The sequence below is a fragment of the Buchnera aphidicola (Periphyllus testudinaceus) genome (assembly GCF_964059035.1).
GTDB classification, from domain to species: Bacteria; Pseudomonadota; Gammaproteobacteria; order Enterobacterales; family Enterobacteriaceae; genus Buchnera_J; species Buchnera_J aphidicola_BN.
Genome location: NZ_OZ060380.1, coordinates 21,752 through 39,054 on the forward strand (window position 1 = coordinate 21,752; position 17,303 = coordinate 39,054).

The window sequence follows — 17,303 nt, forward strand, 5'->3', positions numbered from 1 at the left end:
ATCTAAATTTTTCATTTCAGAAAAATGTTTATTTAAGTTAACAAAATATTTTTTATTATTTTCTTAAATAAATTCCATAATTAATATTTTTAGTTTTTTTTTCTTTTTGAATAATCCAATTTTTTGGAGTAATTACATTTTTTTTATTATTTTTTTTTTCAATATATATTATTGTATTTTTTTTTGTCCAATTATTTTTTTCTAAAAGAAAAATAGATTTTTTTAATAATTTAGTATTATTATATGGAGGATCTAAAAATATTATATCGTATTTAAATTTTTTTTTTTTTAACCATATAAGTGAATTAGTATGAATTATTTCCATATTTTTTATTTTTAGTTTTTTTTTATTTTTTTTAATATTTTCGATAGAATTTTTATTAATTTCTAATGAAGTAACAAATTTTGCATTTCTAGAAATTGCTTCTATTCCTAAGATACCGCTTCCTGAAAAACAATCTAAACATTTTGAATTTTGAATATATTTTTTTAGCCAATTAAATAAAGTTTCTCTTATAAAATTTTGAGTTGGTCTTAAATTTTTTGTATGTTTAATATATATTTTATGTCTTTTAAATTTTCCACCAATTATTCTTAAAACATTTTTTTTGTTCATAATTTTTTAAATATATTTTTTTATAATTAAATATTTTTATAAATATTATATATTATATAAAAAATTTATAATAAAAGGAGATTATATGTCAAAAAATAAAAAGAACATTTTTTTTTCATTTATAGATAAAATAAATTTTTTTAAAAAAAAAGATAACATAAAAGATATTCAAAGTGTAAAAAATAAAAAAAAAAATATTTGTTTAAAAAAATCTCATTATGATAAACATAATTTACCTTTAAAAAAAGATAATTTTCATAATCGTAAAGAAACTGATATAAAAAAAAATAATTACATTTCTTATTTTAAAAATAAATTTATTAAAACTAAAAAAAATTTTAGTTTGATTTTTAAAAAATTTTTTTTAGTTAATAAAATTGATACGATGTTTTTAAAAAAATTAGAAGAAAAATTAATATCTTCTGATATTAGTTTTCAAACCTCTAAAAAAATTATAGATAATTCTATTAATAATTTAAATCGAAAAGATATTAAAAATCCTAAAATAGTTCATAAATCTATTATTTGTGAAATGAAAAATATTTTAAAAAAATCTAATAAAAAAAAAAAATTAAAGTTTAAAAAATTATCTATTATTTTATTAGTAGGGGTTAACGGATCAGGAAAAACGACAACAGCTGTAAAATTGTCTAAATTATATCAACATAAAAATAAAAAAGTATTAGTATCGGCAGCAGATACTTTTCGAGCTGCTGCAGTAGATCAAATTAATATTTTATGTAATAGAAATAAAATTCCAATATTTTTTAAAAAATCAGGATCAGATCCTGCTTCTGTTGTTTATGAATCTATTCAAAAAGCATTATTAAAAGATTATGATATTTTAATTATTGATACTGCTGGGCGTTTGCATACAAAAATTAATTTAATGAATGAATTAAAAAAAATTGTAAGAGTAATTAATAAAAATAATAATAATGGTTCTTTGGATATTTTTTTAACAATTGATTCTTGTAATGGTCAAAATTCGTTAGTTCAAACAGATTTATTTCATAGATCTCTTGGAGTTACAGGTTTAATTTTAACAAAATTTGATGGAACAGCAAAAGGAGGAATTATATTTTCAATAGCAGATCAATTTTCTATTCCAATAAGATATGTTACAACAGGAGAATCTATAAATGATATTTATATATTTAAAATTAATGAATTTATAAATACTATATTTGAAAAAGATTTATAAATAAAATATGTTATATTATTAAAAAAAATTTTTAAAAATTTTGTTTTATATTTTTTTAATTTTTTAATTGAAAAAATTATTTATAAATAATGATTAGTATATATAGGAAAAAAATGATGGATAAAATTAAATTTTCTCCAATAAAATCATTAAGTATTTTTAATACTTATATTGATTCTTCTAATCATTTACCATTATTATCGGCTAGTGATGAAAAAAAATTAGCACAAAAATTTTTTAATAAAGGTGATTTAAAAGCTGCAAAAATTTTAATATTATCTCATTTACGTTTTGTTATTCGAATTGCAAAAAATTATTCTGGTTATGGATTACCTCAAGCTGATTTAATCCAAGAAGGAAATATTGGATTAATGAAATCTGTTAAAAAATTTAATCCAAATTTAGGAGTTAGATTAGTATCGTTTTCTGTTTATTGGATAAAATCTGAAATTCATGAATATGTTTTAAAAAATTGGAGAATAGTAAAAATAGCTACTACTAAATCTCAAAGAAAATTATTTTTTAATTTAAGAAAAAATAAAAAAAAAATAGGTTGGTTAAATAAAAAAGAAATTATAAAAGTAGCTCAAAATTTAAAAGTAAAAAATAAAGATGTGATAGAAATGGAATCTCGTATGTGCGCAAAAGATGTTTTTTTAAATAATAGTTCTGAAGAATATAATTCTGATAAATCTTTTAAAAATATATATTCAATTTCGTATTTTAGAGAACAATTATTAGATTTTACTCGAAATATTGAAAATGAAAATTGGAAGAAATATATTAAAAAAAAATTAAATACAGCTCTTTTAGATTTAGATGATCGAAGTAGAAATATTATTTATTCACGTTGGTTAAAAGGAGGAAAAAAAAATACTTTAAAGACAATTGCTAAAAATTATGGAATTTCTGCAGAAAGAGTACGTCAATTAGAAAAAAAAGCAATGAATAAATTACGTTTGTCTATAGAAAAAAAATAGTTTTAAAATTTTTTTTATTTATTTTTTATAAAAAATTAAATTATTTTTTAATTATAAAAATATTTTTATTATATTTTTTTAAATTATATGAGTTTTTTAAAAAAATAGAATTGATAAGAATTTTAAAAAATATAAGAAAGATATTATAATAAAAAAATATTATATAAAAAATTATTTTTTTTAAGAATAATTTTTTAATTAAATTTTTTAAATTAGAATGTTATTAAGAAATTTTTATTTAATTTAAAATTTAAAAATATTAAAAAAATATTTAAATTAAATTTATTTTTTTTATTTTTTTTATTATATATTTTATATTTTATTTAAATAAATATTATAAATTAATAAAGAATTAAAAATCTATTTTATTTTTTAAATTTAATTAATTAAATTTAATTTTTTAAAAATTATAAAAACATATTTTTAAAATTGTTAAATATATTTATATAAATTTTTAAAATAAAAAAGTTTTATAAATATTTATATTAAAAAATTTTTAAATTTATATTTTTTATTAAAAAAGTGTAATTTTAGAAGAATTTTTTATATAAAATTTTTTAAAATATGTTTAAAAAAATATATTTTAGTTTATAAAATATAGTTATATTTTATATATTAAATTTATATAATTTAGTATATAATTATATTTATAATACATTATTTTATATAGTAGGGTTTTATCCCTACTAATTTTTTTAAATTATTTATTTTACGGCTTCTTTTAATGTTTTTCCGGAAATAAAAGAAGGAATTTTTGTAGCTAATATTTGTATTTCTTTTCCTGTTTTTGGATTTCTTCCAGTTCTAGCTGATCTTTTATTAATTTTGAATGTTCCAAATCCAACTAATTGAACATTTTCTTCTTTTTGTAGAGATTTTGTAATTTCAGATAATATTGTATCAAGTATATTTTTTGTTTTTATTTTTGATATTAAAGATTTTTTTGAAACAATATCAATTAATTGTGATTTGTTCATAATTTTTTTTTATATCCTTTTATAATAATTATTTTAAAAAATAAAATATTTTATTTATATATATTATTTTTTTATAAATTAGTTGAATTTAAAAGTTCAGATAAATTAGCAGAAGCTTCTTCTAAACTGATCTTTTTTTTTGAAGAATTTTTTTTTGTTCTATTTCCTTGAAATTGATTAATTTTTTTATTTAATAATCTATCTTGATGATATTTATATCCAGTTCCTGCCGGAATTAATCTTCCTACGATAACATTTTCTTTTAAACCTCGTAAATCATCTATTTTTCCAGCAACTGCAGATTCTGTTAAAACTCTCGTTGTTTCTTGAAAAGATGCTGCAGAAATAAAAGATTCTGTTGCTAAAGAAGCTTTTGTAATTCCTAATAAATCTCTATTGTAAGATATTATTTTTTTATTTTGTTTTTTGAGTTTTATATTAGATATTCTAATTCTGGAATATTCTACTTGTTCTCCATTTAAAAATTCTGATTCACCATTATCTATAATTGTTGCTTTTCTTAGCATTTGTCTAATAATAGCTTCAATATGTTTGTCGTTGATTTTTACACCTTGTAATCGATATACTTCTTGTACTTCATTCACAATATATCTTGTTACAGATTGAATTCCTCGCAATCTCAATATGTCATGCGGTGATTCTGGACCATCAGATATTATATCTCCTTTTTCTACGCGTTCACCTTCAAAAACATTTAATTGTCTCCATTTTGGAATCATTTCTTCGTATATATTTTTTCCATTTAAAGGAGTAATAATTAATCTTCTTTTACCTTTTGTTTCTTTTCCAAAAGAAATTATTCCACTTTTTTCAGCTAAAATAGCTGGTTCTTTTGGTTTTCTAGCTTCAAATAAATCAGCAACTCGTGGAAGACCCCCTGTAATATCTTTGGTACTTACAGATTCTTGAGGAACTTTAGCTAAAGTATCTCCTGATCTTATTTTTTCTCCATTTTCTAATTGAATTATAGTTTTTCCTGGTAAAAAATATTGAGCAGGCATTTGTGTTCCTGGTATTAAAACATCATCTTTATTTGAATTAATTATTTTTAAAGATGGTCTTAGATCTTTTCCAAGTGAGCTTCTTTCAGACATATCTAAAATTATTATAGAAGATAAACCAGTTATTTCATCAGTTTGTTTAATGATACTTTGTCCTTCTAACATATCTACAAATTTTATATATCCATTAACTTCAGTAATTACAGGAATAGTATGTGGGTCCCAAACTGCTATAATTTCTCTAGAATAAACTTTATCGCCATTTGTTTTTTCTAAAATAGTTCCATAAGGAATTTTATAACTTTCTTGAGTTCTACCTAATGAATCAATGATTTTTAATTCTACATTACGTGCTGTAATAACAGTTTTTCCAGATGAATTAATAACAGATTTAGAATTATTTAATTTTAATATTCCAGTATTTCGGACTTGAATATTTGATTCTGTAACTGATCTAGATGCTGCACCTCCAATGTGAAAAGTTCTCATTGTTAATTGAGTTCCTGGTTCTCCTATAGATTGTGCCGCTATTACACCAATAGCTTCTCCTTTTTTTACTAATTTTCCTCTAGCTAAATCTCTTCCATAACAATATGCGCATACTCCAAAATTTGTTTCGCAATGAACTATTGATCGAACTTCTACTGTGTCAATTGAATATTTTTCTAATAAATTACAGTATTTTTCGTTTAATAGAGTATTTTTTTTTATTAATATTTCTTGAGAGTGATTTTTAAAAATATTTTTTAAAGAAATTCTTCCTAATACTCTGTCTCTTAAAGGTTCTTTAACATTTCCTCCTTCAATTAAAGAAATCATTTCTATTCCATTTTTTGTTTTACAATTTTTTTCTGTTACTACAAGATCTTGAGCAACATCTACTAATCTTCGCGTTAAATATCCAGAGTTTGCTGTTTTTAAAGCAGTATCAGCAAGACCTTTTCGTGCTCCATGTGTAGAAATAAAATATTGTAAAACACTTAATCCTTCTCTAAAATTTGCTGTAATAGGTGTTTCAATAATAGATCCATCTGGCTTTGCCATTAATCCTCTCATTCCAGCTAATTGACGTATTTGAGCTGCTGATCCTCTTGCTCCAGAATCTGCCATAATAAAAATACTATTAAATGAAATTTGTTTTTTAATTTTTCCTTTTTTATTAATAATATTTTCTGTAGATAAATTTTTCATCATAGATTCAGATACTTTTTCGTTAGCTGTTGACCAAATATCTATAACTTTATTATATCTTTCTCCTGAAGTAACTAATCCTGATTGAAATTGTTCTTGTATTTCTAGAACTTCAGTTTTGGCTTCGTTAATGATTTCTGTTTTTTGTTTAGGTATTTTCATATCATCAATTCCAACAGAAGATCCTGAACGTGCTGCATAAGAGAATCCAGTGTACATTATTTGATCAGCAAAAATAACTGTTTTTTTAGTACCTAAAATTCTATAACAAGTATTAATCATATCTGAAATAGTATTTTTTTTTAATGTTTTATTTACTATAGAAAAAGGAAGTCCTTTTGGGACAATTTTCCATAGTATTGCTCTTCCAATAGTTGTTTTTACAATTTTTGTATTTTTTTTGTAGGTTTTTTTGTTTTTTTTAGAATATTCTGTAATTTTTATTTTTACAATAGAATGAAGTTCAGCAAAACCTAATTCATATACTTTTTCTGCTTCTTTTATATCAGATAGAAGCATGTTTTCTCCTTTTCCATTTATTTTTTCTCGTGTCATATAATATAGTCCGAGAACTACATCTTGAGAAGGAACTATAATTGGTTCTCCATTTGCTGGAGAAAGGATATTATTTGTAGACATCATTAAGTTTTTTGCTTCAACTTGAGATTCTATAGTTAATGGTATATGAACAGCCATTTGATCACCATCAAAATCTGCGTTATATGCAGCACATACTAATGGATGTAATTGAATAGCTTTTCCTTCTATTAATATTGGTTCAAAAGCTTGTATACCTAATCTATGTAAAGTAGGAGCTCTATTTAATAGTATTGGGTGTTTTTTAATAACTTCATCTAAAACATCCCAAACAATTGATTCTTCTTTTTCTACCATTCTTTTTGCAGATTTTATAGTTGTAGCTAAATTTTTTTGTTCTAGTTTTCCATATATAAATGGTTTAAATAGTTCTAAAGCCATTTTTTTAGGTAATCCACATTGGTTTAATTTAAGATATGGACCAACTGTAATTACAGAACGACCTGAATAATCTACTCTTTTTCCAAGTAAATTTTGACGAAATCTACCTTGTTTTCCTTTAATCATATCAGCTAAAGATTTTAATGGTCTTTTATTAGATCCAATAATTGCTCTACCTCTTCTTCCATTATCTAGTAATGCATCTACAGATTCTTGCAACATTCTTTTTTCATTTCTAACAATAATATCTGGAGCAGATAATTCTAATAATCTTTTTAATCGATTGTTTCTGTTGATTACTCTTCTATATAAATCATTTAAATCAGATGTAGCAAATCTTCCTCCATCTAATGGAACTAATGGTCTTAAATCTGGTGGAAGAATTGGTAAAACTGTTAATATCATCCATTCTGGTTTATTTTTGGATTGTATAAAAGATTCTATTAATTTTATTCTTTTGGTAGTTTTTTTTTTTTTAGTTTCAGAGTTAGTTTTTTTTAGTTCTTTTCTTAGATTTTTATATTCTTTTTTTAAATTTATTCCTTTTAAAATTTTTTGTATTGCTTGTGCTCCCATTTCTACTTGAAATTCATCTCCAAATTTTTCTGTAGCTTTAATGTTTTGTTCTTCTGTTAAAATAGAATTTTTTTTTAAATTAGTGGTTCCGTTATTAGTTACTACATATGATTCAAAATATAATACTCGTTCAATATCTCTTAATGGCATATCTAAAAGTAAACCGATTCTTGATGGTAATGATTTTAAAAACCATATATGAGCTATAGGAGAAGCTAATTCAATATGACCCATTCTTTCTCTTCGAACTTTACTTTGAGTCACTTCTACTCCACATTTTTCACAAACTACTCCTCGATGTTTTAATCTTTTATATTTTCCACATAAACATTCATAGTCTTTAACAGGACCAAATATTCTAGAACAGAATAATCCATCTCTTTCAGGCTTAAATGTTCTATAATTAATTGTTTCTGGTTTTTTGACTTCTCCATATGACCAAGATCTTATAACTTCAGGAGAAGGTAGTGAAATTTTTATTGCATTAAAATCTTCAGATTTATTTTTTTTTTTAATAAATTTAAATAGCTCTTTCAAAAATTTTTTCCTATTTTAAAGTATTATGTGAAATAAAATATGATTTTTTAATTTATAATAATGTTTTAATCTTCTAATTCGATATTAATTCCTAAAGAACGTATTTCTTTTAATAAAACATTAAATGATTCTGGCATTCCAGGTTCCATTTTATGATTTCCATCAACAATATTTTTATACATTTTTGTTCTTCCACTAACATCATCTGATTTTACTGTTAACATTTCTTGTAATGTATAAGAAGCTCCGTATGCTTCTAATGCCCATACTTCCATTTCTCCAAATCTTTGCCCTCCAAATTGAGCTTTTCCTCCTAAAGGTTGTTGGGTAACTAAACTATAAGATCCTGTTGAACGTGCATGCATTTTGTCGTCAACTAAATGATTAAGTTTAAGTATATACATATATCCAACAGTTACTGGTCTTTCAAATTTTTGACCAGTTCTTCCATCAAATAAATGAATTTGTCCAGATTTAGGAAAATCTCCTAATTTTAAAAGATCTTTTATTTCTTTTTCCAGAGCTCCATCAAAAACAGGGGTAGAGACTGGAATGCCTTTTTTATAATTTTTAGCTAAACATAATATTTCATCATCAGAAAAATTATTTAAATTTATTTTTTGGCGTGTATTATATCCTATATTAAAAGTTTTTTGCATAAAAGAACGTAAATTAAAGATTCTTTTTTTTTGTTTTAATATTTTTGTTATTTTATTTCCTATTCCTTTTGCAGCCATTCCTAAATGAGTTTCTAATATTTGCCCTATATTCATTCTAGATGGTACTCCTAAAGGATTTAAAACAATATCTACAGGTATTCCATATTTATCATATGGCATATCTTCAACTGGATTAATTTTAGAAATTACTCCTTTATTTCCGTGTCTTCCAGCCATTTTATCTCCTGTTTGTAAATATCTTTTAACTGCTAAATATACTTTTACTATTTTTAGTATTCCTGGTGATAAATCGTCTCCTTGAGTAATTTTTTTTTTTTTCTCTATAAGTTTTTTTTTAAATGTTTTTTTTAATATTTTATATTGATGTTTAATTTTTTCTAATTTATTTTGATATTTTTTATTTTTTAATTTTAAAAAAATCCATTTTTCAGGAGATTTTTTTTTAAATTTTTTATATAATAAACCAGATTTTATTAAAATAGATTTAGTTTGTCTAAATAAACCTATTTCAAACATTTTTTTTTTGTCTGAAAGATCTTTTTTAATTTGATTTATTTGCATTTCTTCAATTTCAATTGTTCTTTTGTCTTTTTTTATTCCATCTCTAGTAAAAATTTGTATATCAATAACAGTACCTAAAACTCCATTAGGAACTCTTAAAGAGGAATCTTTTACATCAGATGCTTTTTCTCCAAAAATAGCTCTTAATAATTTTTCTTCTGGAGTTAGTTGAGTTTCTCCTTTTGGAGTAACTTTTCCAACTAAAATATCTCCTCCATGTACTTCTGCGCCAATATGAATAATTCCGGATTCATCTAATTTAGATAAAGCTGATTCTCCTATATTTGGTATATCAGAAGTTATTTCTTCAGGTCCTAATTTGGTATCTCTAGAAATACAAGATAGTTCTTGAATATGAATACTTGTAAATCTATCTTCTTGAACTACTTTTTCTGAAATTAAAATAGAATCTTCAAAGTTATAACCATTCCATGGCATAAAAGCAACTCTCATATTTTGTCCTAAAGCTAATTCTCCTAGATCTGTAGCTGGACCATCGCTTAATACATCTCCTTTTTTTACAGTATCTTTTAAAGATACACATGGAATTTGATTAATACATGTATTTTGGTTAGATCTTTTATATTTAATTAAATTGTAAATATCAATTCCTGCTTCATTAGATTTTATTTCTTTTTTATGAGCTTTAATTACAATTCTCGAAGCATCGATATAATGCACAGTTCCACTTCTTTTAGAAATTACAGTAACTCCAGAATCGACAGCTACAGATCTTTCCATTCCAGTTCCAACTAATGGTTTTTCGGATTTTAAAATAGGAACTGCTTGTCTTTGCATGTTTGCTCCCATTAAAGCACGGTTTGCATCGTCATGCTCTAGAAAAGGAATTAAAGATGCTCCAACAGATACAATTTGTTGATTTGATACATCCATATAATTTATTTGATTTTTTTTAAATAAACCGAATTCGTTTTTATATCTGCAAGTAATTAATTTATCTGAAATTTTATTATTATTTTTTAGATTTGTGTTTGCTTGAGCAATTATAAAATTTCCTTCTTCAATAGCAGATAAATATTCTATTTTTTTAGTTACATATCCTTTTGATACAACTCTATAAGGAGTTTCTAAAAATCCATATTTGTTAGTTCTAGCATATATTGATAAAGAATTAATTAATCCAATATTTGGTCCTTCAGGTGTTTCAATTGGACACACTCTTCCATAATGAGTTGGATGAACATCTCGAACTTCGAATCCTGCTCTTTCTCGGGTTAGTCCTCCTACACCTAATGCAGAAATTCTTCTTTTGTGAGTAATTTCAGAAAGTGGATTATTTTGATCCATAAATTGTGATAGTTGACTAGACCCAAAAAATTCTTTTATTGCTGCAGAAATTGGTTTTGCGTTAATCATATCTTGAGGCATTGCAGCATCTATATCTCCAATAGATAATCTTTCTTTAACTGCTCTTTCAACTCTAATTAAACCAATTCTAAACTGATTTTCTGCCATTTCTCCAATTGATCGAACTCGTCTATTTCCTAAATGATCTATATCATCGACCTCTCCTTTTCCATTTCTTATATTAATTAATTTTTTTATTACATCAAGTATATCTTTTTTATCCAGTATATTTTTTCCAGTAATTTTATTTCTTAATAATGATCGGTTAAATTTCATTCTTCCAACAGAAGATAAATCGTATCTTTCTTCTGAAAAAAATAAAGATTGAAATAAATTTTCTGAAGCTTCTTTTGTTGGAGGTTCTCCTGGTCTCATCATACGATAAATTTCTATTAAAGCACTTGTTTTATCTGTTGTGTGATCTGTTTTTAATGTTTCAGAGATATATGGACCATGATCTAAATCATTAGTAAATATTGTTTTAATTTTAGAAATTTCATTTTTTTTAATTTTTTCTAGAATTTCAGAAGTAAAAATTGAGTTTGCAGATATAATTAGTTCATTTTTTTTATCAAAATAGTTTTTTAAAGATGTTTTTCCAATAATATACTGTATAGGAATTTTTATAGAAAAAATTTTATTTTTTTCTAATTTTTTTATATGTCTTGCTGTGACTCTTTCATTTTTTTTAACATATATAATATTATTTTTTTTAATTTCAAATGAAATTGTTTCTCCTCTTAATCTTTCTGGAATAAGTTTCATATAAACATTTTTTTTATTAATTAAAAATATATTTTTTTTAAAAAAAATTTTTAAAATTTTTTCAGAATTATATCCAAGAGCTTGTAAAAGAATTGTAACTGGAAATTTTCTTCGTCTATCAATTCTTACAAATAAATGATCTTTTGGATCAAATTCAAAATCTAACCAAGAACCTCTGTAAGGAATAATTCTAGCATTATATAAAACTTTTCCTGAAGAATGCGTTTTTCCTTTATCGCTATCAAAAAATACCCCTGGGCTTCTATGTAATTGTGAAACAACAACGCGTTCTGTTCCATTAATAATAAAAGTTCCATTTTTAGTCATTAAAGGTATTTCGCCCATATAAACTTCTTGTTCTTTAATATTTTTTATTTTTTTTTGTATAGAATCTTTTTCATATATTATTAATCTTAGAGTTACTCTTAAAGGAACTGAATATGTTAATCCTCTAATATGACATTCCATAACATTAAAACTTTTTTTTCCGAGTCTATATTTTACGTATTGAATTTCAGCATTTTCATTATAACTTTTTATTGGAAAAACTGATTTTAAAGCTGATTCTATTCCGTTTGATTTATTTTTTTTTTGATTAATAAATTTTTTAAAGGAATTAATTTGTATGGATAATAAATAAGGAATTTTTAAAATTTCTTGTCTTTTTCCAAAATCTTTTCTTATTCTTTTTTTTTCTGTATAAGAGTAAACCATTTTGTTTCTCTTTTAATGAAAGTTTTATAAATATTTTTTTTTAAAAAAATTTGTTTAAAAAAAATTTATGTTTTTTTAAAAAAATTTTGTAAAATAGCTGGTGATTTTTTCACCAGCTTGATTTTTTAAAATTTTTTAAGAAATAAAAAATCAATATTATTTTAATTCTACTATTGCGCCAGCTGTTTCTAGTGTTTTTTTTAAAGATTCGGCTTCTTCTTTATTAACTTTTTCTTTTATAATAGTAGGTGCAGATTCTACTAAATCTTTAGCTTCTTTTAGCCCTAGAGTTGTTAAACTTCTTACAGCTCTTATTACAGAAACTTTGTTTTTTCCTATAGATTGTATATGAACATCAAATTCTACTTTTTCTTCTATTTTTTTTTCTTCTTGTTGTATATTTTGGTTTGTGATTTGTGTTGCTGAAACTCCAAATTTTTTTTCCATGGATTTTATTAATTCCATTATTTCCATTACTGACATTTGTGAGACAGTATTTATTATTTCTTTTTTATTAATAGACATTTTTTTTTCCAATTTTAAATAAATTTTATTTCTATTTTATTCTTTTTTATTTTTTATAGACATAAGAGTTCTAACTAATTTTCCTATTGTTGCTTCTTTTATTGTAAACATTAGTTTTTGTATAGATTCTTTATATGTAGGTATTGATACTAATTTTTTTATTTTTTTTGATTTAATAAATTTACCTTCAAAAGCTGCTCCTTTTATTTTAAAAGTTTTGTTTTCTTTTGAAAATAAATATAATAATTTTGCTGCACTTCCAGGATTTTTTATAGAATAAGCAATTAGAGTAAAATTTTTTAATTTCTTTTTTAAACATTCAAATTGTGTTTTATGAATTGCTTTTTTTAGTAATGTATTTTTTATGACTTTAATTTTAACGTTGTTTTTTCTTGCGTTTTTTCTTAATATATTTATTTTATTTGAATTAATTTTTTTTGGATCTGCTATTACTGCTGATAATGAATTTTCGGATATTTTTTTTATTTCATTTATTATTTTTTTTTTTTTTTTAATATTAATAGACATTTTTACTCCTAGATTTTTTTAAAGAAATCCTTTATAATTATTTTTAATATTATTGTATATATTTTAAATATTGATCAAGATTTCATTAATAAAATTTAAGAATTAATTTTTTATATTTTAATATTTTTTTTGTAAAGAAATTTAATTATATTTTTTCATAATAAAAATAAAAAACCTAATTTCTAACTAAAATATAAAGAAATTAATTAAGAAACTAGGATAGTTTATATATTTTAAAAAAAAATAATTTTTTAATTTTTACTCTAAAATAGATTGTTTAATTTGTATTGCTTGTCCCATTGTAGTGGTTAAAAATATTTTTTTTAAATATATTCCTTTCATTTTATTAGGCTTTTGTTTTTTTAGATCTGTTATTAAACTAATTAAATTTTCTTTTATTTGAATTTCAGAAAAATTTGTTTTTCCTATAGATGCATGAATAATTCCATTTTTATCATTTTTATATCTTATTTGTCCATTTTTTATTTTTTTAATAGTTTTATAAATGTTTGATGTAATAGTTCCAATTTTATGATTTGGCATTAATCCTTTTGGTCCTAAAATAGATCCTAAAGAACTTACTATTTTCATAGATTTTGGTGTTGCAACAGTTATATCAAATTTAATTTTATTTTTTTTAATTTTTTTAGCTAAGTCATCCATTCCAATGAATTCTGCTCCAGCTTTTTTAGCTTCTTTTGCTTCTTCTCCGTCTGCAAATACTGCTATTTTTATTTTTTTACCATTCCCATGAGGTAAAACTGTTGCTCCTCTAATGTTTTGGTCTGTTTTTTTTGGATCAATTCCTAACATTATAGCTATATCAAAACTTTCAACAAATTTTTTTTTAGATTTGTCTTTTAAAATTGATATTGCTTTTATGATATTCATTTTTTTTAATATATGATTTTTTTTTTTATTATTATTTTTCATTTTTTAAGATTTTTCTATTTTTAAACCCATAGATTTTGCTGTTCCTATAATAGATAGGCACATTTTTTTTATATTACGTCCTGTCATATCTTTTTTTTTAATTTTTGCAATTTCTTGAATTTTTGAAATATTAATTTTTCCTACAAATTCAATGTTTGGTTTTTTAGATCCTGATTTTATTCCTGCATATTTTTTTAATAAAATTGATGCTGGAGGAGTTTTTGTAATAAATGAAAAAGTTTTATCGGAAAACACAGTTATTACAACTGGTGTAGGTACTCCTTTTTCTAATTTATTAGTTTCAGAATTAAATTGTTTACAAAAATCCATAATATTTAATCCTTTTTGCCCTAAAGCTGGACCAACAGGTGGGCTAGGATTTGCTTGTCCAGCAGGAACTTGAAGTTTTATATATCCTGTTATTTTTTTAGACATTATTTTCTCTTTGTTTTTAAAATTTTTTATTTAAGAATTTTTTCTACATGATTAAAGTCTAATTCTACTGGAGTTGATCGCCCAAATATTGAAACAGATACTTTTAGTCTATTTTTTTCATAATCTATTGTTTCTACTATTCCATTAAAATCTGAAAATGGTCCATTATTTATTCTAACACTTTCTCCAGGTTCAAATAGTATTTTAGGTCTTGGTTTATTACCAATTTTTAAAAGTTTATTTTTTATTTTTTTTATTTCTGTTTTGTTAATTGGAAAGGGATTTTCTGGAGATCCTCCAATAAATCCTATAACTTTTGGAATACTTTTTATTAAATGCCAGCTTTTTTCGTTCATAATCATTTTTATTAAAACGTATCCAGGAAAAAATTTGCAATCACTTTTTTTTCTTTTTCCTTTTTTTATTTCTATGACTTCTTCAGATGGTACTAATATTCTTGAAAATATTGTTTTTAATTTTTTTTGTTTGATTTGTTCTTTTATAGATTTGACAACTTTATCTTCAAATCCTGAATAAATTTGTATAGCATACCATTTTTTTTTTTGTGGTTTTTTATTTTCATAATAACCTTAGTATTTTATAGATGTAATAAAAGATATTAAATAAAATATTATATTATCTAAACCCCACAAGACCATTGATATTAAAATACTTATTAAAATAATAATAAATGTTGTGTTTAATGTGTCTTTTTTTTTTGGCCATGTGATGTTTTTTATTTCTATTTGTATATCTTTATATATGGATTGAAGAAAAGTATAGTATTTATTTATAATTAAAATTATTATTATAAGTGATAAAAGAAAAATAAATATTGTAAAATATTTTAAAGTTGTTGATGGAAAATTATATTTTTTAATAAAAAACATAATAAAAATAATTAAAATATTTCCTAAAACACATTTTTTTTTTTTTAAAATTGTAAATATTGTGTTTAAAATTTTAGATTTCATAAGAAATCCTAAAAAAGTTTTATATAAAATTATTATAACAAAAAATTTTTAATATTAAATATCAGATTAATGCTGATACTCAGATTTGAACTGAGGATCTCACCCTTACCAAGGGTGCGCTTTAACCGACTAAGCCATATCAGCTTTTTTAAAATTTTTTTAAAAAATATTGTATTATTTTTTATAAAAATTTTAAGTATTGAGCGAACAGTGGGAATTGAACCCACATCTTCAACTTGGAAGGTTGAGGTAATGTCCTTTATACCATGCTCGCTTTTTATTTATTATTTTGGTGAGAGAAGGATTCGAACCTTCGAAGTCTATGACGTCAGATTTACAGTCTGCTCCCTTTGGCCGCTCGGGAATCTCACCATTTTTTTTTAATATTTCTTAAAATTTTTTTTATGCCGGTTACCGGAATCGAACTGGTGACCTACTGATTACAAGTCAGTTGCTCTACCTTCTGAGCTAAACCGGCAAATTTAAAACATTATAAATTTATTAATTAGAATTTACAATAAAATTTTAATTTTATTTATATATTTTACTTTTTTTTTTTAAAAAAATCAAATGCTTAAAAAATTATTTAAAAAAATAAAAAATTTTGTTAAGTGAATGAATTATTAATTTTTAATTATAAATTATTTATATAATATAATAAATTATATTTTTAATAAATAATTTATAAATTAATTATATTTTTATATAAAATTTAAATTTTATATATAAAAAATAATTAGTAATTAATTTTTTAAATATTTTTTTATTTTAAGTTTGATAATAAATTATTTATTTTTTTTTAATAATTTTTAATTATGAGAAAACTTTTATGAAAGTATGTAAAAAAGAAATAGATTGTATTATAAAAAAAAAAAAAAATAATTTTAATAAAATAAATTTTTCTTTTGAAGTTTTTTTTTCTTCTAAAATTAATTTTGAAAAAAATTTTTTATTTTTTATAAATAAGTTAAGTATGTTAAATACAAATTTTATTTCTATCGTTCATAGTTCTAATGATAGAAATACAAAAAATATGTATAATTTTATTAATATTATTAAAAATTATACAAATATAGAATTAGCTCCTTATATGACATGTATAAATTTTAAGAATAAAGAATTAAAAAAAATTTCAATAAAATATAAAAAAAAAAAAATAAAACATATAATAGCATTATGTGGAGATTCTATTTATAAAAATACAAAATTTCATTTTAATGCAATAAATTTAATTGTATTATTAAAAGAAATTTCAAATTTTTATATATCTGTTTTAGCTTATCCAGAAGTTCATCCAGAAGCAAAAAGTTCTCAATATGATTTGATAAATTTAAAAAATAAACTTGATTCTGGAGCAGATCAAGCAATTACTCAATTTTTTTTTGATATTGAAAATTTTTTACGTTTTAGAGATAGATGTTCAGGAATAGGAATTAAAAAAAAAATTATTCCTGGAATACTTCCTATACAAGATTTTAATCAAGTATATAAATTTTGTTTAATTTCAAATATATATGTTCCAAAATGGTTAAAAAATTTATATTTAAGATCAAACAATTTATATCAAAAAAATGATTTAATAGGATTTAAAATTGCTGTAAATATGATAAAAGAATTATATAAAGAAGGTATTCGTGATTTTCATATTTATACTTTAAATAAATTAGATTTTTCTTATTCTATTTGTAATTCTATTAATTTAGATTAAAGATATTTTTATTGAAGATAAATTATTTTTA

The 17,303-nt window shown here is 22.1% G+C and carries 13 protein-coding genes and 4 tRNA genes; 3 read left to right on the forward strand and 14 right to left on the reverse strand.

Going from position 1 to position 17,303, the window contains the following annotated elements; translation table 11 throughout:
* Positions 1-55: 55 nt before the first annotated feature.
* Positions 56-616 carry a 16S rRNA (guanine(966)-N(2))-methyltransferase RsmD gene (gene rsmD / locus AB4W45_RS00110; RefSeq protein WP_367671272.1) on the reverse strand — a complete coding sequence of 187 codons (561 nt, stop codon included), beginning with the start codon at positions 614-616 and terminating at the stop codon, positions 56-58.
* An 85-nt stretch (positions 617-701) separates the two neighbouring features.
* On the opposite strand from rsmD, the gene ftsY reads away from it, so the two are divergent.
* Entirely contained in the window at positions 702-1,820 is a 1,119-nt protein-coding gene (gene ftsY, locus AB4W45_RS00115) for a signal recognition particle-docking protein FtsY (RefSeq protein WP_367671273.1), read from the forward strand.
* Positions 1,821-1,933: 113 nt separating this feature from the next.
* On the forward strand, positions 1,934-2,800 hold the full coding sequence (rpoH, locus tag AB4W45_RS00120; protein WP_367671274.1) for an RNA polymerase sigma factor RpoH: 867 nt from the start codon (positions 1,934-1,936) through the stop codon (positions 2,798-2,800).
* 704 nt (positions 2,801-3,504) lie between these two features.
* On the opposite strand, the gene AB4W45_RS00125 is transcribed toward rpoH, so the two are convergent.
* The 13 genes from AB4W45_RS00125 to AB4W45_RS00185 form a co-directional block, all read right to left on the reverse strand.
* Positions 3,505-3,777: an HU family DNA-binding protein gene (locus AB4W45_RS00125; protein WP_367671276.1), complete on the reverse strand. Its 273-nt coding sequence runs from the start codon at positions 3,775-3,777 to the stop codon at positions 3,505-3,507.
* 71 nt (positions 3,778-3,848) lie between these two features.
* Positions 3,849-8,081 carry a DNA-directed RNA polymerase subunit beta' gene (rpoC, locus tag AB4W45_RS00130; protein ID WP_367671277.1) on the reverse strand — a complete coding sequence of 1,411 codons (4,233 nt, stop codon included), beginning with the start codon at positions 8,079-8,081 and terminating at the stop codon, positions 3,849-3,851.
* 65 nt (positions 8,082-8,146) lie between these two features.
* Positions 8,147-12,169: a DNA-directed RNA polymerase subunit beta gene (gene rpoB / locus AB4W45_RS00135; protein ID WP_367671278.1), complete on the reverse strand. Its 4,023-nt coding sequence runs from the start codon at positions 12,167-12,169 to the stop codon at positions 8,147-8,149.
* Between the two features lie 156 nt (positions 12,170-12,325).
* Positions 12,326-12,694, reverse strand: coding sequence for a 50S ribosomal protein L7/L12 (gene rplL / locus AB4W45_RS00140; RefSeq protein WP_367671279.1), 369 nt, complete (start codon positions 12,692-12,694; stop codon positions 12,326-12,328).
* 36 nt (positions 12,695-12,730) lie between these two features.
* A complete protein-coding gene (gene rplJ, locus AB4W45_RS00145) occupies positions 12,731-13,222 on the reverse strand; it encodes a 50S ribosomal protein L10 (RefSeq protein WP_367671280.1) in 492 nt (163 codons plus the stop codon).
* Positions 13,223-13,480: 258 nt separating this feature from the next.
* Positions 13,481-14,155, reverse strand: a complete 675-nt coding sequence (rplA, locus tag AB4W45_RS00150) for a 50S ribosomal protein L1 (protein ID WP_367671281.1) — start codon at positions 14,153-14,155, stop codon at positions 13,481-13,483.
* 3 nt (positions 14,156-14,158) lie between these two features.
* Complete coding sequence (gene rplK, locus AB4W45_RS00155; protein ID WP_367671282.1) at positions 14,159-14,590, reverse strand: 50S ribosomal protein L11; 432 nt, start codon at positions 14,588-14,590, stop codon at positions 14,159-14,161.
* Between the two features lie 26 nt (positions 14,591-14,616).
* Positions 14,617-15,135, reverse strand: coding sequence for a transcription termination/antitermination protein NusG (gene nusG, locus AB4W45_RS00160; RefSeq protein WP_367671526.1), 519 nt, complete (start codon positions 15,133-15,135; stop codon positions 14,617-14,619).
* Between the two features lie 45 nt (positions 15,136-15,180).
* Positions 15,181-15,564 carry a preprotein translocase subunit SecE gene (gene secE, locus AB4W45_RS00165; RefSeq protein ID WP_367671283.1) on the reverse strand — a complete coding sequence of 128 codons (384 nt, stop codon included), beginning with the start codon at positions 15,562-15,564 and terminating at the stop codon, positions 15,181-15,183.
* A 70-nt stretch (positions 15,565-15,634) separates the two neighbouring features.
* Positions 15,635-15,708 (reverse strand) — tRNA-Thr (locus AB4W45_RS00170).
* A gap of 58 nt (positions 15,709-15,766) precedes the next feature.
* A tRNA-Gly gene (locus tag AB4W45_RS00175) sits at positions 15,767-15,838 on the reverse strand.
* A gap of 16 nt (positions 15,839-15,854) precedes the next feature.
* Positions 15,855-15,936: transfer RNA gene (locus AB4W45_RS00180), tRNA-Tyr, on the reverse strand.
* A 33-nt stretch (positions 15,937-15,969) separates the two neighbouring features.
* Positions 15,970-16,042 (reverse strand) — tRNA-Thr (locus AB4W45_RS00185).
* Positions 16,043-16,393: 351 nt separating this feature from the next.
* Between AB4W45_RS00185 and AB4W45_RS00190 the strand changes: the two genes are divergently transcribed.
* Positions 16,394-17,272 (forward strand): methylenetetrahydrofolate reductase, encoded by an 879-nt coding sequence (locus tag AB4W45_RS00190; protein ID WP_367671284.1) that lies wholly within the window; start codon positions 16,394-16,396, stop codon positions 17,270-17,272.
* Positions 17,273-17,303: the final 31 nt, after the last annotated feature.